We start from the raw sequence: 21137 nt of genomic DNA, 5'->3' as shown, positions 1-21137 counted from the left end.
GACCTTCTGATGGATGGTGGGCGAGGCGAGATTCGAACTCGCACGTCTTGCGACACCAGCTCCTAAAGCTGGCGCGTCTGCCGTTCCGCCACTCGCCCGAACGAGGGTGCTCGGCGGCCCGCGGAGTCTAGCAAACCAACCGCGGCATCCGACCCGATCGGGTCATGAAGGCTTCCGGGCGGGCGTTGCCGACTCCTCGGCGGGTTTGGCTGGCTGCAGGGTCGGCTTGGCCGGGCCGGCGGGCGTGCCCCGCTGTCCGGACCACCCGGAGTACCGATCGGCGGGCGGGGTCTCTTCGGATCTCGAGCCGGCAGACCGTGGCCTCGACTTCGGCTCGTCCGCCAGTCGGTTCGCCACCACCCGTCGCACGACGATCCCCGCAGCCGTAACCGCTGCGATCTCGAAGAAGGACCAGAAGGCGCGTCCCGGCCCCGGCGGGGCGAGGGTTTCGCTCACCAGCCGCGCGGCGCGCTTCCGGTTCTTGGGGTCCTCGCGCCAGGCGTGGAGGGCCAGCGCCAGCTGCCGTCGGGCCTCATCCCGGTCCTTCCCACCGGACGCCGACGCGTCCACCAGCGCGCGGAGCGCACCCGGTAGCGAGGCATACGCCCGCTCGGCCTCGGCCGACCCGCCCAGGGCGCGCCGGATCTGGCGAACGGTGCGCCGCGGCCCGCCGAGCAGGATGAACGCCAGGCCCACGGCCACGCCTGCTGTCTGGACCGGGTGCTGGCGCAGCCTGGCCCGCAGGTCGAACCCGCGCCTCACGGCCGACTCCAGCCGGTCGGCGGTGGCGCGCACCCGTGCTCGCTGTGCCGCGAGCTCTACCCGCGTTTCGTCCAGTGTTGCGCCCACTCGAGGTCCTCTCTGGCGGCGGCGATAGTCTCCTCCGGCATCAGTCTGGCATGTCGAAGGCGCCGATAGGCAAGCCAGCCACACAGGCCGGCCAGAAGCAGGAGACCCAGCAGCACGATCAGGGCGGCCGCCCATAGGGGTATCCCGATCACGGCGCTGATGACGGAGACCAGCAGCACGACCAGGACCACGGCCGCCAGGGCGAGCAGGATCAGCGCGATCCCTGCCAGCACGACGGCCACCTTCAGTTGGTTCAGGCCATCCCCCACCTCCTGGCGCGCGGCGGCAACGTAGAGCCGGGCAAGCTCGGAGACCTGCTCGATGAGCAGGCTGAGAAGCCCCCGGATCCCGCTTGGTTCAGGCGTCTGGGCAGCCACGGCCCGCCGATTCTATCAACGCCCTTCCATCTCCCCTGCCCGGACCATCGGGCCGGGCTCGGCTATCCTGACCCGCCGTATGACCCGCCGCCGAACGTCGTCACCCCAGCGCCGAACCCGCGCTACCGAGGCTGCCCTCGGGCGCCGCGTGGGGTCGAACGGCGCCAGCCGGCTGAGCGGGACGACCCTGGCCATCGTCGGCATCGGGGCATTGGTGATAGCCGGCCTGTCGGCGATCCTCATATTTGCCCTCCTGGCGCCGGGCGCTTCGGCGTCAGTGGGTGTGGCGCAGGCGATGGACGGTCGGGACCATATCGCCGACGGCACCGCGGGCGGTCCGTATTCATCAACGCCCGCGGCCTCGGGCCCGCATTGGGACCACCCCCTGCCCTGGGGCGTCTACACGACTGCCCAACCCCAGGAGCCGGCCATCCACAATCTCGAGCACGGCGGGATCGTGATCTGGTACCAGGCCGACCAGGTCACCGCCGAGCAGATCGACGCGCTCGAGACCTTCACTCGCTCGTGGAATGCGACCGAGCGCTTCAAGGTGATCGTCGCCCCCTGGACGGGGTCCGATTTTGGCCATCCGATGGCCATGCTGGCCTGGACCTGGCTGTTGTACCTCGACGAGATCGACACCGATGTGATGGACCGATTCGTGGACCAGCATTACGGTGACGCGCCCGAGCCGGGCGGCGGTCCGGGGCGACCCGTCCAGTAGTTGCGTGCCGCGCCGCGGGCGGGCATCATCCGGCGGGGCGCCTAGCTCAACGGCAGAGCAAGTGACTCTTAATCACTAGGTTCAGGGTTCGAATCCCTGGGCGCTCACCATCCGAATCCATGGCGTCGCGACGGTCTGCTTCCGCGGGCCCGTTCCGGTCGCCGCACAAGCTCGCGAGGCACGCGCCATGGCCCACATTCCCATCCAGCGGCATCGGCTGGACAACGGCCTGCGCGTGATTCTGTCGCCGGATGGGCGCACCCCGATCGTCGCTGTCAACCTGTGGTACGGCGTGGGCAGCCGGCACGAGGAGCGGGGGCGGACAGGCTTCGCCCACCTGTTCGAGCACATGATGTTCCAGGGCTCGGCCAACGTGGCCAAGGGCGAGCATTTCGCCATGGTCAACGGGGTGGGCGGCACCCTGAATGCCTCGACCTGGACCGATCGGACCAACTACTTCGAGACGCTCCCCAGCCACGAGCTGGAGCTGGCCCTGTGGCTCGAATCCGATCGCATGGCCAGCCTCCTGCCGGCCATGACCCAGGAGAAGCTCGACAACCAGCGCGACGTGGTCAAGAACGAGCGGCGCTCGTCGGTCGACAACCAGCCGTACGGCACGGCCGAGGAGCGCATGCAGGCGCTGCTGTGGCCGGAGGGCCATCCGTACCACCACTCGACCATCGGCTCCATGGAAGACCTGTCGGCTGCCTCGCTGGAAGACGTGAGCCGGTTCTTCGCGACCTACTACGCCCCCAACAACGCGGTCCTGACCGTGGCCGGGGATTTCGATCCCGAGGCGGCGCTTGCCGCCGTCGGGCGCCATTTCGGGCCCATTCCGGCCAACCCGGACCTGCCGCCCTCGCCGATCATGGACGTTCCCGACAGCCTGGGAGGCGAGGTTCGGGAGGTGGTTCCCGACCAGGTCGAGCTCCCGCGGGTTCACGTCGCGTACCGCATTCCGCCCTTCGGGACGGAGGGCCACCAGGCTTTCGACGTGGTCAGCGACCTGCTGGGCACCGGTCGCGCCTCACGCCTGTACCGGTCCCTGGTGCGCGAGCGCCAGCTGGCCGCCGATGTGGCCGCCTTCGTGTTCCCGTGGGCCGGCGGCTCGACCGTGCTGGCGGTGTGGGCCACCGCCCGACCTGAGATCGAAGTCGACACCCTCGAGGCGCAGCTCCTGGACGACGTCGCTCGCCTTGCGACGGACGGACCGACCGACGATGAGCTGGCCCGGGTCCGGACCCTCCACGCCGCTGCCGCGGAGCAGGGCCTGGAGCAGGTAGGTGAGCGCGCGGATCGGCTCAGCCAGTACGCCTGCCTGTTCGATCGGCCCGAGATGGTGAACACCGAGATCGAGCGCTACGACGCGGTAACGGCCGGGCAGGTTCGGCAGGCGATGGCCGATCGTGCTGGGGCGGACAACCGCCTGGTGCTGACCTACATCCCCGCCGAGGACGCCGCGGAGGATGCGGCATGACCCCGCCCAACGCGCTCCGCCCGGCGCCGGGCCCGCCGCGCCCGTATCACTTCCCCGACTTCACCCACCGGCCGTTGGGCCAGGGGCTGACGCTGTGGGTCGTGCCGCTCCCCGACCGTGAGCTGGTGAGCGTCCAGCTCCTGGTGGACGGCGGGGCCGCCGCCGAATCCGAGCCGGAGGGCGGGATCGCGGCCTTGACCGCCGAGACCCTGGTCACCGGCACCCGGCGACTGGACGGCCATGCCTTCGCCGAGGCCACCGAACGGCTGGGGATCGAGATCTTCGCCGACTCGTCGTGGGACGTCGCGCGCTCCGGATTCAGCGCCCTGGCCGACCGCTATCCGGCTGGTCTCGAGCTGCTGGCCGAGATGGTTCGAGAGCCGCGCTTCGACGAGGGCGAATTCGACCGCCTGCGTGAGGAGAGACTGGCCGACATCCTCCAATCTCGCTCCGAGCCCGGACGTCTGGCGGACGAATGGTTCCTCCGGGCCGTCTACGCCGATGACTCTCCGTACGCGCGCCTGTCGGCGGGCACGCCGGAGACGGTCGAACCCCTGACCGTGGAGCAGGCCCGTGCCCATCACGCGAGGCACTGGCGACCGGACCGTGCCCATCTCGTGGTCGCCGGCCCGGTCCGCGTCGACGACGTCGTACGCGCGGCGGAAGCCACGCTCGGCGACTGGGACGGGACGAGCCCAGGCCACCGCACGATTCCGGTGGCCGACCGGGGAGGCCGGCGGATCGTGGTCGTGGACCGGCCGGGGTCGGTCCAGAGCGAGCTGCGGGTCGGCCATGTCGGCATCGAGCGGAGCCATCCGGATTACTTCCCGGCCCTCGTCATGGCCGCCCTCCTGGGCGGTACGTTCAGCAGCCGCCTGAACCAGCGGCTGCGCGAGGAGCTCGGGTACACCTACGGCGCCCGCGCGGCATTCGACATGCGGCGGGCGGCCGGACCATTCAGCGCGCGCGCCGCGGTACAGACCGAGGTCACCGCGGACGCCGTGCGCGAGACACTGGCGCTGGTGGAGGGGATGCGGGCGGCCCCGCCCGACGAGGCGGAGCTGCGCGAGGTAATCGACTTCCTGATCGGTGTATTCCCCCTCCGCTTCGAGACGACCGGAGGCGCGGCGGCCGGGATCGAGCCGATTGCGGTGTACGGGCTGGACCACGACTGGTGGGCCACCTACCGTGACCGGATCGAGGCTGTGGGCCCGGTCCAGGTTCACGATGCGGCGGTCGACCTGCTTCGACCGGCCGATGCGCTCATCGTGCTGGCCGGGGATGCGGCGCGCGTGCGACCCGATCTCGAGGCGGCTGACCTGGGACCGATCGAGGTGGTTCGGCCCGCGGACGACTAGCTCGAAGCGCGGCGCTGCGCGCGGACCAGCCGATCCCGGGCTCGCGACATCCGTTGCGACGGCTGACCGCGGACGAGGCGGGAATCGAGGGCGTCGGGGTGTTCGCCCCGGGCGATCTCGGCCAGCAGCGCGGACGCCTGCTCCAGCTGGCCGGCCTCGGTCAGGAGCTGGACTCGCGCGTACCACCCGTCGCCGTCGATGACCGACGCCGCCAGGAGGCGCTCGAGGATGGCCACCGCTCGCTCGCTGTTCCCGGCCCGACGATGGGCGAGGTGGGCCGCGCGCAGGTCGGCAAAGGTCGGCTCCATGGCGAGGCCATCGAGGTAATCGAGCAAGAGATCCGCGTTCGCGGCCCGCTCAGCGGGCGGCCCTCGACGCACGTGACGCTCCCGGAAATCGACCAGCAGGGCGTGCTGCTCTCGAACGAGCCAGATGCGCGGGGCGGTCCCATCGGGCCACCTGCCACCGAGCTCGGCGAGAAATGTGGCGCCGGCCAGATGCCGGTCGGTCGCCACGTACGCTTCGCGCAGCCCGGCGCGGGCCAGCGTGTCGAACGCGGGGTCCACCTCCACCAAGCGCTCCGCAGTGCCGGCCCAGTCCTCGAGGCGACCTCGCTCTCGGTAGTACGTGCGGGCGAACCGCAGCCAGTACCGTTCGCGGTGATCGCGCCAGTCCTGGCCGTCGATGAAATGCTCCACGATCCAGCGGCGCTGTGCGTCGGGATCGGCGAGGAAGACCGCCGCCGGCACCCGAAATCCAGCCACCGATCGCCAGGCCGGCTGGTGCCACGGACTGGGCTCAGCGGGCTCGCCAGCACTCCGCGCCGGGCGGCGCACGCGCCGCGATCGCGCGGGCACCGGTTCCCCGAGCGCCACCGGCCAGGCGAGAGTGCCCGCCACGCCGCGGGACAGCGCGCCGTCGTACTGCCGGCGGCGGGCCGGGTCACGCAGCTCGGACCAGGCCCGGTTGAGGAGCGAGGTCCGGCGCGTGGCCAATCCGGGGGGCGCGCCGCTGCGGTCGGGGTGGTGACGGAGGACGGCCCGACGGAATGCAACCCGCAACTGATCGGCGGTGGCGTCGGGGTCCACGTCGAGCACAGCGTAGTAATCCAGGTCCTGGTAGAGGACGTCCGCCGAGGAGGCCATCCCACGAGTGTACGGGTCCGCAGGCGGGGTCGAGGTTGCTATGCTCCCGTACATATGGCTGCGACCGCCCGCCTAGCGCGGCCCCGCGCCGGCCAGCTGGTGATCATCGGCGGCGCGGAGGACAAGCTTCGGCACCGTACAATCCTGACCCGCTTCATCACCTTGGCCGGGGGCCCCGAAGCGCGGATCCTGATCGTCTCGACGGCCTCCTCGCTGGGCGAGGAGGCGACTGACCTGTACGCCTCGCTGTTCCGCACGCTCGGGGCAGCCGAGGTCGTCAGCCTGCGTCCGCTGCTCCGCGAGGAAGCGAACACGCTCCGCGCAGCCGAGCTGGTGCGCGACGCGACCGCCGTATTTCTGACCGGCGGCAACCAGCTGCGGCTGTCGAGCGTGGTGGGCGGAACCCGCCTGGGCCGCGCCGTGGCCGAACGACACCGTCACGGGCTGGTGGTGGCCGGGACGAGTGCGGGCGCGTCGGCCATGGCCAGCCACATGGTCGCCTTCGGAGCGGGCGGTGCCACTCCCAAGCAGCGCATGACCCAGATGAGCGCCGGGCTGGGCCTCCTGCCGGGGGTGGTCATCGACCAGCACTTCGAGCAGCGCAACCGGATCGGGCGCCTGCTCGCGCTGGTTGCCCTCTCGCCGGGCCTGCTGGGGATCGGGATCGACGAGGACACCGCGGCGGTGGTCGGACCCAGCGGGGTGCTGGAAGTCATCGGGAGGGGATCGGTCACCATCCTCGACCCTGCCAGGCTCCAAACCGATGCCTATGAGGCCAAGCGCTATCGGCCGATCATGGTCAGCGGCGTCATCCTCCACAGCCTGCCGTCGGGATACCGATTCGACCTGCGCCGGCGTCAGCTGCGCGCCACCCTCCGACCGGTGGACGCCACCGACCGCGAGCTGGCCGCGGCTCACGCCGCGGGCGAGCGGACCCGGCGCCTGATCCGGCGCATCGCCGCCGAGGGGGCCGATGACACCGCCCCGGAGCGCGCGCGTCGCCGCGGGACCCGATCGCGACCCCTCGAGGAAGCCAGCGAGTGACCCGCGCTCCCGCCTCCGGCCGCCGACGCCCGCGCCGCCCCGCAGCGTCCGAGGCCCAGGGCCCGGGCGGCACCCTGCGCATCGTCCAGCAACGCGTCTACCGGGGGCCGAATTACTGGTCTTACGAGCCGACCATCAAGCTCGTGGTGGACCTTGGCCCGCTGGAGGAGTGGCCCACCAACCGGCTGCCGGGATTCGCCGAGCGTCTGCTGGCGGTTGTGCCCGGAGTGGCTCAGCACTCGTGCGGAACCGGGCGTCCGGGCGGCTTCCAGGACCGGCTTCGCGACGGCACCTGGCTGGGCCACGTGGCCGAGCACATTGCGCTCCAGATCCAGCGCGATGCCGGCACCGAGGTCGGGCGTGGAAAGACGCGGTCCACCGGACAGCCGGGCCGCTACCACGTCATCTATTCCTACGCCGAGGAGAGCGTGGGCCTGGCCGCCGGTCGCCTGGCGGTCCGGCTCGTCAACCACCTGGTCGAGCCGGATCCGGCATTCGCCTACGCGGCGGAGTTCGAGCAGCTCGTCCGGCTCGCCGAGCGGGCGGCCTTCGGGCCGTCGACCCAGGCCATCCTGGACGAGGCGAACCTGCGCGACATCCCCTGGATCCGGCTCAACGAGGAGTCCCTGGTGCAGCTCGGCCACGGCCGCCACCAGAAGCGCATCCGGGCCACGATGACGTCGCACACCAGTTCGCTGGGAGTGGACATCGCGCAGGACAAGAAGCTCACCAACCGCCTTCTGGCGGCCACCGGCGTGCCCGTGCCGCGATCCGAGTTGGTGCGCAGCGTCGACCAGGCGGTAGCCGCGTCAGGCCGGGTCCGGTATCCGGTCGCCATCAAGCCCATCGACGGCAACCACGGGCGCGGGGTGATGCTGAACCTGGCCGATGAAGCGGCCGTTCGCGCCGCCTACCCGACCGCCCGAGCAGAGTCCCGTTACGGCGGTGTGGTGGTCGAGTCGTTCCTGGTCGGCAACGACTACCGCTGTCTGGTCATCGGCGGGGTGCTGCGCGCGGTCGCGGAGCGAGTGCCCGCTCACGTGGAGGGGGACGGGAAGCACACCCTCGCGGAGCTGGTCGAGGTCACGAACGCCGACCCACGACGCGGCATCGGCCACGAGAAGGTCCTGACCCGGATCGTGCTCGATGAGGAGGCGGTCACATACGCCGCCGAGCAGGGCCACGCCCTCGACACGGTCCCCCCTCGTGGACGGCGGGTGTACCTGAAGCGGACCGGGAACATGAGTACCGGCGGCATCAGCATCGACCGAACCGAGGAGATCCACCCTGAGAACGCGGAGATCGCCGAGCAGGCGGCCAAGGTCATCGGGCTCGACATCGCCGGCATCGACTTCGTCTGCCCCGACATCAGCGTGCCGGTCCGCGAGACCGGGGGCGGCATCGTGGAGGTCAACGCCGCGCCCGGGTTCCGGATGCATACCCACCCGACCGAAGGCGAGGCCCAGTACGTCGCCAAGCCGGTCATCGACATGCTGTTCCCGCCCGGTTCGGCGTCCCGCATCCCGATCGTGGCGGTGACCGGCACCAACGGCAAGACCACCACCGCCCGGATGATCAACCACATCCTGCGGGGCATGGGCCGCAAGGTCGGGATGACCAGCACCGACGGCATCTTCATCGATGGGCGCGTCATCCGGCGGGGGGACATGAGCGGCCCCAGGTCGGCGTCGATGGTGCTCCAGAACCCGCTGGTCGACACGGCCGTGTTCGAGGTGGCGCGGGGCGGGATCCTGCGCGAGGGGCTGGGCTACCAGCGGAACGACGTGGCAGTCGTGCTGAACGTGGCAGCCGACCACCTGGGCCTGGGCGGCATCACCAGCCTGCGCCAGCTGGCCGCGGTCAAGCAGGTCATCGTGGAGGCCGTGCCGCGGGACGGGTCCGCGGTCCTCAACGCCGACGATCCCCTGGTCGCCAAGATGGCCGCCGCCTGCTCGGGAGCGGTCATCTACTTCAGCTTGAATCCCGACCACGAGACGCTCCGCCGTCAGGCATCGCGCGGTCGCCGGGCCGTCACCGTGGAGCCAGGGCGGAACGGCGAGATGATCGTCCTGCGCCAGGGCCGCAAGAGCCTGCCACTCGTATGGACCCACCTGATCCCGGCCACGTACGAGGGCCGGGCCCGGATGAACGTCGTCAACGCGCTGGCCGCCACCGCCGCCGCCTGGGCCGTCGGCGCGCACCTGCACGACATCCGGCAGGGACTCCGGACCTTCGCCTCGTCCTACTTCCAGGCGCCTGGCCGGCTCAATCTGTTCGAGCTGGACGGGTACCGCGTGCTGGTCGACTACGCTCACAATCCGCACGCCATGACCGCCCTGGGCGCCTTCATCGAGGCGCTGGCGGCCGAGACGTCCAACGGACACCATCCACTCGTAACGGGACACCGGATCGGCGTCATCGCCACCGCCGGCGACCGGCGCGACCGCGACATCCGCGAGCTGGGGCGCGTGGCCTCCTCGTTCTTCGACACGATCGTGATCCGGGAGGATGCCAACCCCCGCGGCCGCAAGCGGGGCACGACGGCGGACCTCGTCCGCGAGGGCATCGAGGCCGGAATACGCGACGGGGCGCGCTGCCGTGCCGTCGAGACGGTGCTGGATGAGCTGGAGGCCACCCGCCAGGCGCTGGACATGGGCCGCGATGGCGACCTGGTCGTGCTGTGCGTGGACCACGCCAACCTGGCCTGGAAGGAGCTCCAGCATCGGCGCCACGGGACGCCGTCCGGCGACACAGACGGAAGCGGGGCGGAGGACCCCGGCTCCGGCACCTCGGCCGACGTCGACGACGAGGAAGAACCCTATGCCTGAGGCGGCGCCCCGCTAGCCGGGTGCGCGCCGGGCGGCGACCAACGCGCGCAGCCGCGGCAGCGAGACGGGTCGATATTCCGCCTTCGCCAGCCAGGCGAAGATCGCATCACGCTCCAGGTGGCTCATGACCGCGACCACGTCACCCCGGCGGCTGCGCGCCAAGAGGGCCTTGAGGGCCCCGAGCTCGGTGCGGTAGGTCGGGATGCGCTCGGCGTAGCCCCCGTCCGCTGCTCCGCGGCGGAAGATGGCGTTCATCTCGGCCAGGTCCCGGCCGCGGAGGTAATGCCGCTTCTCGCAGATGACCAGATCGTCGACCCGGCTACCCGCCAACCGGGCCATCTGATGCAGGATCTCGTCGCTGCGGTCCCCGGCCGTCCCCAGCCCCAGCCGGACGCGGCCGCGCGCGCCGGACAGCCGCGCGCAGACGTCGAGCAGGCCGGCCAGCCCCGCCTCGTTATGGGCGAAGTCCACCAGGACCAGCACGCCGTGGCGGCCATACAGGTTCAGCCGGCCCGGGTTGATCGCCTGGTCCTGGGAAAAGGAGGCCAGCCCGGAGGCGATCTTATCGAGGGGGATACCCAGGGCGTCGCAGGCGGCGGCCGCAGCGAGGGCGTTCGCGATGTTGTACCGGGACAGGCCGGCGAACGCCACCGGCAGATCCGCGGCCGACGCGACGCTGATGCCGCGGGCGCCGCGCCTTCGGAGGACCAGATGACCCCGATGCAGGACCGCGGCCCGCCCCCAGGCCCGCAGCGCCTCGGCCACCCCGGGAGCCCGCGGGTCGAGGCTGAAGGCGTATGGCCGGGCGTGGGTGCGAAGGCGCATGGCCCACACCCGGGGGTCCTCCGCGTTGAGGACCGCCCATCCGCCACGGCGGGTGATGCGCACGACGGCGCCCTTGACCTCGGCCAGCTCGTCGAGGGTGTCTATTCCCTGGAGCCCCAGGTGGTCGGCGCTGACGTTGGTCACCACCGAAACGTCGTTGCGCTGGTAGCCGATTCCCCGCAGCAGAATCCCGCCCCGAGCCGTCTCGAGGACCGCCAGGTCGAGCTCCGGCTCGGCCAGGATGCGTCCGGCGCCGCCGAAGCCGGTCCAGTCGCCGGCCTCGATCAGCTCGCCGCGAAGGTAGATCCCGTCCGAGTTGGTCATCCCCACCACCATCCCGGCCTCGCTGGCCACGTGGGCAATGAGGCGGGTCGTGGTGCTCTTGCCGTTGGTGCCGGTGATGGCCACGATCGGGACCCGCGGGGTGGGGAGCGCCGGGCGCGGGCCGTCGGCCACGGCTCGCAGGGCCTGCAGCTCCCGCCGTTCCCGCCGCTCGTTGCCCGTTCCCAACGCCAGGCGGGCCGCTGCACCGGCGATCGCCTGCGCGATGACCCGTCGCCGCCAGGCGAAGGCGGCCAGGGCTCGACGCCCGTCCTCCGATTCCCGGAACACGACTCTCGGAGCAGGAACACCCAGCCCGTGGTGCAGGCGCCGTACGGCCTCCCCGGCGGCGCGGGCGACGCCCATCACCGCCTCGGGGTCACCCTGGAACTCGATCTTGATCGCCGGCCGGTTCGCAAACCGATTCGGCCCCTCCAGGACCCGCAGCTCCAGCAGCTCGACGGCTGGCTTGGCCGCGCGGTCGGGGGGCATGGCGGCCAGTATAGTTTCGGCCGCATGCCGTCCAACTCGCCCCTGTCCGCCATCCGCGACCACGTCGTCGAGCGGGTGCCGGCCTACCTGACGGACCTCGAGCGGGTGGTCAACATCGACTGCGGCTCGTACACCCCGGATGGCGTGAACCGGGTGGCGGATCTCGTGGTCGAGCGCCTGACGGCAATGGGCGGACAGGTGGCCCGGACGGGCGGCGGTGCTGCGCCCGACGGTCGACCGCTCGGCGACCTGGTGGTCGGCCGACTGGACGGGACCGGGCCACGACTGCTCCTGATCGGCCATATGGACACCGTGTTCGAGCCGGGCACCGCGGCCGAGCGCCCGTTCCGGATCGAGGGCGACACGGCCCGTGGCCCGGGCGTGTCCGACATGAAGGGCGGACTGCTGGCCGGACTGACGGCACTTGATGCGCTGCGGGCGGCGGGCCATCGACCATCGGTCACGTTCGTCGCCAACCCGGACGAGGAGATCGGCTCCCCGTTATCGGGCCCGGTCATTCGGGCCCTGGCCGCCGAACACGACGCCGCGCTGGTGCTCGAGTGCGCGCGGGCCAACGGGGACCTCGTGAGCGCCCGGAAGGGCATCGCCGACCTGGAGGTCGCCATCAGCGGCCGGGCGGCGCACGCGGGGGTGGAGCCGGAGAAGGGGCGGAGCGCCATCCTGGCCGCGGCTCGGATGGTAGAGGCATTGCACGGACTGAACGGCCGCTGGCCGTCGGTCACCTGCAACGTGGGCACCATCGCGGGCGGGACGCGCCCCAACGTGGTCGCCAATCGCTGCAAGCTCGAGGTCGACCTGCGGGCGGCGACCGCGGCCGAGTTCGCCGATGCCGAGCATGCGCTGCGCGAGCTCGTCGCCACCCCCCATGTCGCGGACACCTCGGCTGAGCTCCGGGTCACGGCCTCCCATCCGCCGATGGAGAAATCCCCGGAGACCGGGCGCCTGGTGGACCTGGCCCAGGCCATCGCCGGCGACCTGGGATTCGCGGTCCGCGACGCGGCGACCGGGGGTGCGTCGGACGCCAACACCACCGCCTCCGCAGGGCTGCCCACCCTGGACGGGCTGGGGCCCATCGGCGGCGACGATCATGGTCCGGCCGAATGGCTCGACCTGGCCAGTGTCGTGCCTCGGATAAGCCTGTTGGCAGGCCTGGTGCTGAGGATCGATGAAGCGCTGTGACCGCTAGAATCGGTCCCCCGTGACCGATTCATTCCGCCACCACACCCGGCTGGAGGTCCGGTTCCGGGACATCGACGCGTTCGGCCATGTAAACAATGCGGCGTTCGTCACCTACCTCGAGCAGGCGCGGATCCGGTACCTGATCGACAATCTGCACGTCGACACCCCCCAGCACCTGCCACTCATCCTGGCCGCGCTCCAGGTCGACTTCCGGGCGCCCATCCTGTTCGGCCAGGAAGTGGAGATCGGCACCCGAGTGGACTGGGTCGGCAACACCAGCTTCAGCCTGTCGCATCGGATGACGGCCGGGACGGGGCCTGATGCGGGCGACCGATTGGCGGCGGAGGCGACGACCGTCCTGGTGGCCTACGAGTACGCCACCGAGCGGCCGATCCGCGTGCCCGACCCGTGGCGCGTGGCGTTCGCGACCTACGAGGGCCGCAGCCTGGAGCGCACGGCATGACCGACGAGCATCGCTACGACCTGCTGATCCTGGGCGGGGGGATGAGCTACGTGGGCGCCATCCGCGCCGCACAGCTAGGGATGAAGGTCGCGATCGTGGAGCGGGACAAGCTGGGCGGAACCTGCCTGAACCGCGGCTGCATCCCCTCCAAGGCGCTCCTCGAGTCGGCGGATCTGCTGCATCGGGTCCGGGAGCTCGGTCACGAGTTCGGCCTGACCGGGTCGGAGGGCATTGGCCTGGATCCGGCGATGCTCGGCAAACGACGCGATGCGGTACGGGACAAGCACGTCAAGGGCGTCGAGTTCCTGATGAAGAAGAACGCGGTGACGGTCCTCCGCGGCCACGGGGTCCTGACCGGCCCGACCAGTGTCCGTATCGGAGGCGGCGGCTTGGCAGACGTAGAGGCCAGCGCCACCGATCTGATCCTGGCCACCGGCAGCGCACCCCGGCCCCTGCCCGGGTTGGAGGCTGACCAGGACCGGGTCATCGACTCGGACGAAGCCCTGCGCCGCGACAACCTGCCCCGATCGGTGACGATCGTGGGTGCGGGCGCGATCGGCGTCGAATGGGCGAGCCTGTATGGGGACCTGGGAGCGGAGGTGCGGCTGGTCGAGTTCATGGATCGCGTCGTCCCGCTCGAGGACCCCGACATCAGCAAGGAGCTGAGTCGCCTGTTCCGCAAGCGAGGGATGGCGATCCACGCCGGGTCCACCATCGATCCCGCGTCGCTGGAGCGGACCGAGACCGGGATTCGGCACACGATCGTGGCCAATGACGGAAGCGCGCGGATCGATATCGAGAGCGACTGGATCCTGATCGCCATCGGCCGCCGACCGGTCACCGAGAACATCGGACTGGAGCAGATCGATGGCCTGCGGACCGATCGCGGCTTCGTGCTGGTCGATGACCACATGCGCACCGGCGTCCCGCACCTGTACGCCATCGGCGACATCGTCCCCGGGTATGCCCTGGCCCACGTCGCCAGCCACGAGTCAATCGTCGCGGTCGAGACCATCGCCGGGCTTGACACCGAGCCGGTCCGGATGGACCTCATGCCGCGCGTCACGTTCTGCCGGCCCGAGATCGCCAGCGTGGGGCTGAGCGAGGCGGACGCGGCTCAGCAGGGGCTGGCGGTAAAGGTGGGCAGCTTCCCGTTCCGCGCGCTGGGCAAGGCGACCATCGTGGGCGAGGTTGACGGGTTCGCGAAGTTCGTGGCCGAGGCGCAGACCGGCCGGCTCCTCGGGGCGCATATCATCGGTCCGCATGCCGGCGACCTGCTGGCAGAGCCCACCTTTGCCCGCCTGGTGGAGGGGACGGCGGAGGAGATCGCCCTGTCGGTGCACGCCCATCCGACTCTGACCGAGGTCCTGGCCGAGGCCGCCCTGGCCGTCGACGGGGTCGCCCTGCACAACTGACGATGACCGAAATCGACATCCAGACCGCACCCCACCACGCGGTGGGCCTGACCGATGAGGACGTCCTGGCGATGTACCGCCAGATCCTCACCGCCCGGGCCGTCGACGAACGGATGTGGCTCATGCAGCGAGCGGGCAAGATCGCGTTCGTCATCAGCGTCCAGGGGCACGAGGTGGCGCAGGTCGGGGTCAGCCGGCCGCTCCGCCCCCACCACGACTGGATGGCGCCGTACTATCGGTCCATCGCGGCCGCCATGAGCTTCGGGATGACGGCCGAGGACATCATCACCGCCCACCTGGCCAAGGCGGATGACATCTCCTCCGGTGGCCGCCAGATGCCCGGCCACTACGGGGCCGCGGCGCACAACATCCTGAGCGTCAGCTCGCCGGTCGGCACCCAGGTCCTCCATGCGGTGGGTCTGGCGATGGGCGCCTGGGTCCGCGGCGACGACGCGGTGGCCATCACCTACTTCGGGGAGGGCACCGCGAACCAGGGGGAGATCCACGAGGCCATGAACTTTGCCGGGGTCCACCGCCTGCCGGTCATCTTCGTGTGCGAGAACAACGGGTACGCCATCAGCGTCCCGCTCGAGCGACAGGTGGGCGGCGGGTCGGTCGCAGCCCGCGCATCCGGTTACGGCTTCCCCGGGGTCGACGTGGACGGCGGCGACCTGCTGGCCTGTTACGCCGCCGGCGTCGACGCGCACGAGCGGGCGCGCACCGGCGGCGGTCCAACGCTCATCGAGGCCCACGTCGTGCGGCTTACGAGCCACTCCTCGGATGATGACCATCGCCGGTACCGCGACGCCGTTGAAGTTGAAGCGCTCAAGGAGGGCGACCCGATCCCCCGCCTGGCGGCGAACCTGCAGGAGTGGGGCCTCCTCGACGAGGCAGCGGACGAGGCGCTGCGGGCGGACGTCAAGGCCCACGTGGTCGAATCGGCGGCGCGGGCCGAAGCCCACCCCGACCCCGATCCGACAGACATCCTGCGCCACGTGTACGCGGACGGATCGTGACATGGCCGAGCTGAACATCCTGGAGGCCATCCGGCGGGCGATGGACGAGGAGCTGGCTGCCGACGAGCGGGTCATGGTCCTGGGCGAGGACGTGGGCCGCAAGGGTGGCGTCTTTGGAGCCACCGAGGGCCTGTGGGCCAAGTACGGGGACAGGCGCGTCCTCGACACCCCGGTCAGCGAGGGCCTGATCGCGGGCGCCGCCATGGGGGCCGCCCTGTACGGCCTGCGGCCCATTGCCGAAATGCAGTTCGCCGACTTCGTGTATCCCGGCTTCAACCAGATCGTGAGCGAGATCGCGCGAATGCGATTCCGTTCGAACGGTGCGTTTGGGGTACCGATGGTCATCCGCATGCCGTACGGCGGCGGGGTCCACGGGGCGCTGTACCACAGCCAGTCGAACGAGTCCTACTTCACGGCGACGGTGGGCCTGAAGGTGGTCGCGCCGGGCACCCCGGCCGATGCCTACGGGCTCCTCAAGGCCGCCATCCGCGACCCCGATCCGGTCATGTTCTTCGAGCACAAGAAGACGTATCGCCTGTTCAAGGCCGAGGTGCCCGATGACGGCGACGGGCTGGTCCCCATCGGACCGGCGGCGGTCGTGCGGCCCGGGTCGGACCTGTCGATCTTCTGCTACGGCTACATGCGCTTCTGCGCCCTCGAGGCGGCCGAGACGCTGGCCGGTGAGGGAGTGGAGGCCGAGGTGGTCGACCTCCGGACGCTGCGGCCGCTGGACACGAAGACGGTGCTGGCCTCCGTGGAGCGCACCGGGCGGGCCCTGGTGGTGCACGAGGCAAACCAATTCGGGGGCTTCGGGGGCGAGGTGGCGGCGATCATCGCCGAGCAGGGCTTCGAGCACCTGGACGCGCCGGTGACCCGCCTGGCCGGGCCAGAGGTGCCTGCCGTGCCGTACCACCACGACCTCGAGGAGTGGTTCATGGTCAACCCGGAGCGCATCGTCGAGGCGGCCCGGACGCTGGCCGCCTACTGAATCGGCTAGTCTTCTGCACCGATGTCGACCACGATCAAGATGCCCCAGCTCGGCGAGTCGGTGACCGAGGGCACCATCGAGCGCTGGCTGGTCAAAGTGGGCGACTCGGTCGCGCAATACGACCCGCTGTTCGAGGTCGTGACCGACAAGGTCAATGCCGAGGTCCCGGCCGAGGTCGGCGGGGTGGTGACCAGCATCCTGGTCCCCGACGGTGAGACGGTAAAGGTGGGAACGCCGCTGGCCGAGATCGCCGAGGATGGCGAAGCCCCCGCAGCGGCTGACGGGGCGGTTGACGCGACGGCCCAAACGCCGGCACCGATCGCCGCGGTCGAGCAGGAGGATCCGCCCGAGGCAGAGGCGGAACCAGCTGCCGAGGCCGAACCCGCGGCTGAGCCGGCGCCGGCGGTCGCCGAAGCCCCAGCGGAACCGGAGCCGATTGCGGCCGAGTCTGAGACCGTTGCCGCAGAGCCTGAGCCGGTTGCGGAGGCCGCAGAGGAGCCGGAGCCGGCGGTCGCCGAAGCCCCGGCGGAGGCCGTGGCGACACCAGCTCCCGAGGCCACGGCAGAACCCCAGCCCGCGGCAGAACCCGAGCCCGCGGCAGAACCCCAGCCCGCGGAATCGGCGGTGGAGTCTGCTGACACCGTCCCTGGTGACGCCGCCATGCGGATGACGCCCGCCGTTCGTCGCCTGGTGCGCGAGCACGACCTGGACGTCACCCAGATTTCGGGCACGGGGGCGGGTGGCCGCGTGACGCGCGACGACGTTCTGGCCTTCGTGGCCGCCCAGCAGGCCGCCCCGTCAGCGCCGGTCCCTGAGCCGACTCCGACTCCTGAGGCTGCACAACCGCCCCAGGCGACGCCGTCGGAGCCGGCACCTGCACCCATGCCCGAGGCACCAGCGGCACCAGCGCCGCCACCCGCGCCAGCTGCCGTTGCGCCGCCCGCTCCCTCATCTGCTCCTGCCCCTGCCCCTGCCCCGGCACCCGCCGCTCCCGCACCAGAGCCGATTCCGGCCCCGACCAGCGGCGACGTCGAGTGGCCGATGAGCCAGATGCGGAAGGCCATCGCGGCCAAGATGACCCAGGTCAAGCAGACCGTCCCCCACGCGTACACCGTGGTTGAGGTCGACATGACCAACGTCGTCCGGTGGCGGGAGGCGAACAACGAGGCCTACAAGGCGCGCGAGGCGATCGGCATCAGCTACGTCGCCGTGGTGGTCAAAGCCGTCACCGAAGCCCTTCGCCAGCATCCGACCTTGAACAGCCAGTTCGCCGGGGATCGGATCATCCTCAAGCATCGGACCAACATCGGAATTGCGGTCGCTGTCGAAAACGGGCTGGTGGTGCCGGTCATCCAGGATGCCGACCAGCTTTCCGTCAGCGGGGTCAACCGCCGCGTCCAGGACCTGGCGGCGCGCGCCCGCGCGAATCGGCTCAAGCTGGATGAGATCCAGGGCGGGACGTTCACCGTCAACAACACTGGTTGGTTCGGATCGGTCTCATCCATGCCGATCATCAATGCGCCCGAGGTCGCCATCCTGTCCATGGAGGCCATCGTCAAACGGCCGCGGGTCATCGAGGTCGACGGCGCGGACGTCATCGCGGTCCGGCACTTGATGAACATGACTTGCTCGTTCGATCACCGGGTCCTGGACGGGGCCCAGGTGGGCTACTTCCTGACCGACGTGCGCAAGCGCCTCGAGGGCTGGGACACGGAGACCTCGCTGGCCTAAGTCTGGGCTGGTCGCCTCCGTCGCCGGCGCGCGGCGAGCGGTTCCCCGCTCATCCGCCGCACGGCGGGGATCCAGGCCAGGGCGCCGACCGCCTGCAGGGCAACCCACAGCAGGACGAGGAGCCCCGGCACGCCCACCACGGCGCCGGGTACGAACAAGACCAGCGGCGCATCCAGCAAGGCGAGCACATCGGCGCCGAGGCCAATCCCGGTTTCATTGGCGCCCACGTCCGCGATGGCCCCAACCGGGACCGCGCCATCGGTTGGGGCAGATGGACCCGCAGCCGCACCTGGCTGGGGCGCAAGGCTTGGACGAGGCGTCGACACAGGCCCCGGGCTGGGCGTCGAGTCGGGCCGTGGAGTGGGCGTCGGGAGTGGCGGCAGCGTCGGGATCGGGGTCGGGACCGGCGGCAGCGTCGGGATCGGGGTCGGGACCGGCGGCAGCGTCGGCACGATCGCCGGCGCGACCACGACGGTGACCGGCAGCCCGTTGTAGGCCGTGCCCGTGCACTGCTGAGGAACATGCACGTGGTTGTTCCAGTTCCATGTGCCCGCCTGGGTGGGCAGCAGCTGGATGTCGAAGCTCACTGACTCCAGGGGATCGAGGAAGTCGATCCCCGATACGGAGGTGACCTCGACCCACGTCCCCACGATCGCGGCGACCCAGGTTGACCCGTCCGACGCAACCACGTTGCCGGCGGATTGGATCACGAAGCTGCTGGGAATCTCAACGTTGACGCACCCGGCGGGAGGCCCGACCAGGTTGGCGGCCAGCATGTGGAAGGTCGTGGACTGGCCGGCGGTGGCGACCAGTGGCGTAGCCGTGAGCGTCCACAGGCTCGCCGCCCGGACGCCGCCAGCGGAGCCGACAGTCAGGCTGACGACCGCGAGCGCGGCCAGGACCCCCCGACGCACGCTCACGACATCCACAGGGCGGGACGCCAGATACCGGGCGTTCGGTCGGCCGGCAACGGCGCGTCCGGCGCCGTCTCCATCCCCTTGATGAAGGCGACCACGAGCTCCTCTTCGAGCTGCCGGCCCGCGGCATCGCCCAGACGCTTCAGCGCCTCCTCGACCGGCAGCGCCTTGCGATACGGGCGGGTGGTGGTCATGGCCGAGAACGCATCGGCCACGGCCAGGATGCGCCCGATAACCGGGATCGCATCGCCCTCCAGGCCCTCGAGATAGCCACGGCCATCCCAGCGCTCGTGGTGGTGCCGGATCCCGGCACGAACCAGGTCGACGTTCGGAATGTCCCGGACGATGGCGTCGCCCAGGGCGACGTGCTGCTGGAAGATGTGCACCTCGTCCGCGGTCAGCCGGCTGGGCTTGCGGAGAAGGTGATCGGGAATGCCAATCTTGCCGACGTCGTGAAGCAGACCCGCGAGCTGGATCGTGCGCCGCAGGTCAGGATCGAGGCCCAGCTGGCCGGCGAGGAAGACGGCATATCGGGCCACGTCCTCGGAGTGACGCTTGGTGTATCGGTCCTTGGAGTCGACCGCGATGATCAGGCCCTGCAGCACGTCGAAACTGCCCGACACGATCTTCTCCTGCTCGTCGCTGATCGACGCAACGCAGACCGCATCGCCACCACCGGTCCGGGCTTCCCCGACGGCCACCGCCACCGCGGACAGGAGCTCCGTCACCGAATCGGCATGGTTCGGGTACAGGCATACCCCGGCGCTGATGGTGACCGGAAGCTGCTCCGAGTCACCGAACTGCACGCTGACCTCCGCCAGCGCCGATCGGATTCGGTTCACGGCGGCCTCGACCTCGGCGCTGGCGGCGCCGGGCAGGACGAGGAGGAACTCGTCCGGGCCATAGCGGGCGACCGCATCGTCTGCTCCCGCCTCGGATTCGACGAGGTCAGCCACTCGCAGCAGGACCTCGTCGGCCGCCTCGTGGCCGTGGGTGTCGTTGAAGAGCCGGAAGTTGTCGATGTCGATCAGCGCCACGCCGAACCGGCCGGCGCCTGCCCGGGCCGCCTCCACTGCCTCGGCCAGGAGGTTGACCACCGCGCCGTGATTCAACAGACCAGTCAATGGGTCACGCCGCTCGGCGTCGATCAGCTCCGCCTGTTGGCGGGTGATCCGCCTCTGCGCGGCACGGAAGACGCCGAACAGGATCAACGCGAGGACCAGCGCCGCGCCCAGGGTCACGAGCACGATGTCTCGGCGCGCGGCCTCGAGGCTGGCCATCAGCGGAGCGGCGTCTCGCCACATCGCGATCACGGCGAGGGGCTCGCCGGCGTCCGACTTGAGCGGCAGGTACTCCTGGACCACCTGCTCGGCGCCGAACCCGGCAGAACCGGCGTCCGTGGCTTCGTCGCCAGCGAGGACGTTCACCGCCGGCTGTCCACTGAGCGCCAATTGCATGGAGGCCGATACGGTTGGCTTGTCGCCGCGCACGCCGGCCGCCGTGCTGGCCAGGATGGTGCCGTCGGTCGCGCGCAGGTCGATCCGGAGGATCTCGTCCGCGGCAATGAGGGTCGCCAGCTTGGCCTCGAGCGCGGCAGCCGATGCCCGGGTCGGTCCATCGCTGTCCACGTCTTCCTGGCTGATGTTGCCGTTGACGAACAGCGCGACCAACGCCCGATCACGGCCCACCGCAGCATTGACCGTCGCACTCGACAGGTGGGTGCCGGTGACGGTCACCAGGGCGGTGGCGGTGACGCCGACGAGCACCAGGAAGACGCCGTAGACGAGGGCCAGCAGCATCGGTCGACGCTGGGGCCCCGCTCGGCGGTCGGGCAGGCGCGGGTGCCACATATCGAGGACCGTAGGCGAGGGCTGATCTCGGGTCGATAGGATATTTCGGCCCCCGGCTGGAGAGCGGGGACACGCGGTGCAGCGGGCCGCCGGGACGCCCAGTACTCGTTAGGACTT

At 70.7% G+C, this 21137-nt stretch carries 17 protein-coding genes and 2 tRNA genes; 12 read left to right on the top strand and 7 right to left on the bottom strand.

Features of this window, described 5'->3' with window-relative positions; all coding sequences use genetic code 11:
* Nucleotides 1-14: 14 nt before the first annotated feature.
* The 3 genes from AABM41_07020 to AABM41_07010 all read right to left on the bottom strand — a co-directional run bounded on the left by AABM41_07020 (nucleotide 15) and on the right by AABM41_07010 (nucleotide 1226).
* A tRNA-Leu gene (locus AABM41_07020) sits at nucleotides 15-98 on the bottom strand.
* Between the two features lie 64 nt (nucleotides 99-162).
* Nucleotides 163-849 carry a hypothetical protein gene (locus tag AABM41_07015; GenBank protein ID MEK6192059.1) on the bottom strand — a complete coding sequence of 229 codons (687 nt, stop codon included), beginning with the start codon at nucleotides 847-849 and terminating at the stop codon, nucleotides 163-165.
* On the bottom strand, nucleotides 819-1226 hold the full coding sequence (locus AABM41_07010) for a phage holin family protein (GenBank protein MEK6192058.1): 408 nt from the start codon (nucleotides 1224-1226) through the stop codon (nucleotides 819-821). The genes AABM41_07015 and AABM41_07010 overlap by 31 nt, the downstream gene beginning before the upstream one ends.
* Before the next feature lie 79 nt (nucleotides 1227-1305).
* On the opposite strand from AABM41_07010, the gene AABM41_07005 reads away from it, so the two are divergent.
* From AABM41_07005 to AABM41_06990, 4 genes are all read left to right on the top strand, one after another.
* Nucleotides 1306-1950 carry a DUF3105 domain-containing protein gene (locus AABM41_07005; GenBank protein ID MEK6192057.1) on the top strand — a complete coding sequence of 215 codons (645 nt, stop codon included), beginning with the start codon at nucleotides 1306-1308 and terminating at the stop codon, nucleotides 1948-1950.
* A 35-nt stretch (nucleotides 1951-1985) separates the two neighbouring features.
* Nucleotides 1986-2060 (top strand) — tRNA-Lys (locus tag AABM41_07000).
* Nucleotides 2061-2137: 77 nt separating this feature from the next.
* Entirely contained in the window at nucleotides 2138-3427 is a 1290-nt protein-coding gene (locus AABM41_06995; protein ID MEK6192056.1) for a pitrilysin family protein, read from the top strand.
* Nucleotides 3424-4785 carry a pitrilysin family protein gene (locus tag AABM41_06990; protein ID MEK6192055.1) on the top strand — a complete coding sequence of 454 codons (1362 nt, stop codon included), beginning with the start codon at nucleotides 3424-3426 and terminating at the stop codon, nucleotides 4783-4785. Before AABM41_06995 ends, AABM41_06990 begins: the two co-directional genes overlap by 4 nt.
* On the opposite strand, the gene AABM41_06985 is transcribed toward AABM41_06990, so the two are convergent.
* Complete coding sequence (locus tag AABM41_06985) at nucleotides 4782-5930, bottom strand: J domain-containing protein (GenBank protein MEK6192054.1); 1149 nt, start codon at nucleotides 5928-5930, stop codon at nucleotides 4782-4784. The genes AABM41_06990 and AABM41_06985 overlap by 4 nt on opposite strands.
* A 54-nt stretch (nucleotides 5931-5984) precedes the next feature.
* Here AABM41_06985 and AABM41_06980 point away from each other — a divergent pair, with 54 nt between their 5' ends.
* Both AABM41_06980 and cphA read left to right on the top strand, forming a co-directional pair.
* A complete protein-coding gene (locus AABM41_06980; GenBank protein MEK6192053.1) occupies nucleotides 5985-6974 on the top strand; it encodes a cyanophycinase in 990 nt (329 codons plus the stop codon).
* Between the two features lie 74 nt (nucleotides 6975-7048).
* A complete protein-coding gene (gene cphA / locus AABM41_06975) occupies nucleotides 7049-9802 on the top strand; it encodes a cyanophycin synthetase (GenBank protein MEK6192052.1) in 2754 nt (917 codons plus the stop codon).
* Nucleotides 9803-9814: 12 nt separating this feature from the next.
* On the opposite strand, the gene AABM41_06970 is transcribed toward cphA, so the two are convergent.
* A complete protein-coding gene (locus AABM41_06970; GenBank protein MEK6192051.1) occupies nucleotides 9815-11440 on the bottom strand; it encodes a Mur ligase family protein in 1626 nt (541 codons plus the stop codon).
* A 24-nt stretch (nucleotides 11441-11464) separates the two neighbouring features.
* Between AABM41_06970 and AABM41_06965 the strand changes: the two genes are divergently transcribed.
* The 6 genes from AABM41_06965 to AABM41_06940 are packed head-to-tail and all read left to right on the top strand — an operon-like array spanning nucleotide 11465 to nucleotide 18253.
* The gene (locus tag AABM41_06965) at nucleotides 11465-12640 is read left to right on the top strand and encodes a M20 family metallopeptidase (GenBank protein MEK6192050.1); all 1176 of its coding nucleotides are present in this window, start codon (nucleotides 11465-11467) and stop codon (nucleotides 12638-12640) included.
* A gap of 19 nt (nucleotides 12641-12659) precedes the next feature.
* The gene (locus AABM41_06960) at nucleotides 12660-13103 is read left to right on the top strand and encodes a thioesterase family protein (GenBank protein MEK6192049.1); all 444 of its coding nucleotides are present in this window, start codon (nucleotides 12660-12662) and stop codon (nucleotides 13101-13103) included.
* Nucleotides 13100-14518 carry a dihydrolipoyl dehydrogenase gene (lpdA, locus tag AABM41_06955; protein MEK6192048.1) on the top strand — a complete coding sequence of 473 codons (1419 nt, stop codon included), beginning with the start codon at nucleotides 13100-13102 and terminating at the stop codon, nucleotides 14516-14518. The genes AABM41_06960 and lpdA overlap by 4 nt, the downstream gene beginning before the upstream one ends.
* A gap of 2 nt (nucleotides 14519-14520) precedes the next feature.
* A complete protein-coding gene (locus tag AABM41_06950; protein ID MEK6192047.1) occupies nucleotides 14521-15534 on the top strand; it encodes a thiamine pyrophosphate-dependent dehydrogenase E1 component subunit alpha in 1014 nt (337 codons plus the stop codon).
* Between the two features lies 1 nt (nucleotide 15535).
* Nucleotides 15536-16522, top strand: a complete 987-nt coding sequence (locus tag AABM41_06945; GenBank protein ID MEK6192046.1) for an alpha-ketoacid dehydrogenase subunit beta — start codon at nucleotides 15536-15538, stop codon at nucleotides 16520-16522.
* A gap of 21 nt (nucleotides 16523-16543) precedes the next feature.
* Nucleotides 16544-18253 carry a dihydrolipoamide acetyltransferase family protein gene (locus AABM41_06940; protein MEK6192045.1) on the top strand — a complete coding sequence of 570 codons (1710 nt, stop codon included), beginning with the start codon at nucleotides 16544-16546 and terminating at the stop codon, nucleotides 18251-18253.
* Here AABM41_06940 and AABM41_06935 read toward each other — a convergent pair.
* Entirely contained in the window at nucleotides 18250-19173 is a 924-nt protein-coding gene (locus AABM41_06935) for a hypothetical protein (protein MEK6192044.1), read from the bottom strand. The genes AABM41_06940 and AABM41_06935 overlap by 4 nt on opposite strands.
* On the bottom strand, nucleotides 19170-20969 hold the full coding sequence (locus tag AABM41_06930; GenBank protein MEK6192043.1) for a diguanylate cyclase: 1800 nt from the start codon (nucleotides 20967-20969) through the stop codon (nucleotides 19170-19172). The genes AABM41_06935 and AABM41_06930 overlap by 4 nt, the downstream gene beginning before the upstream one ends.
* Between the last annotated feature and the right edge of the window lie 168 nt (nucleotides 20970-21137).

The organism is Chloroflexota bacterium (assembly GCA_038040195.1).
Taxonomy (GTDB): domain Bacteria; phylum Chloroflexota; class Limnocylindria; order QHBO01; family QHBO01; genus DASTEQ01.
Note: the sequence above shows the minus strand (reverse complement) of the source record. Positions and strands in the feature narration are given on the sequence as shown.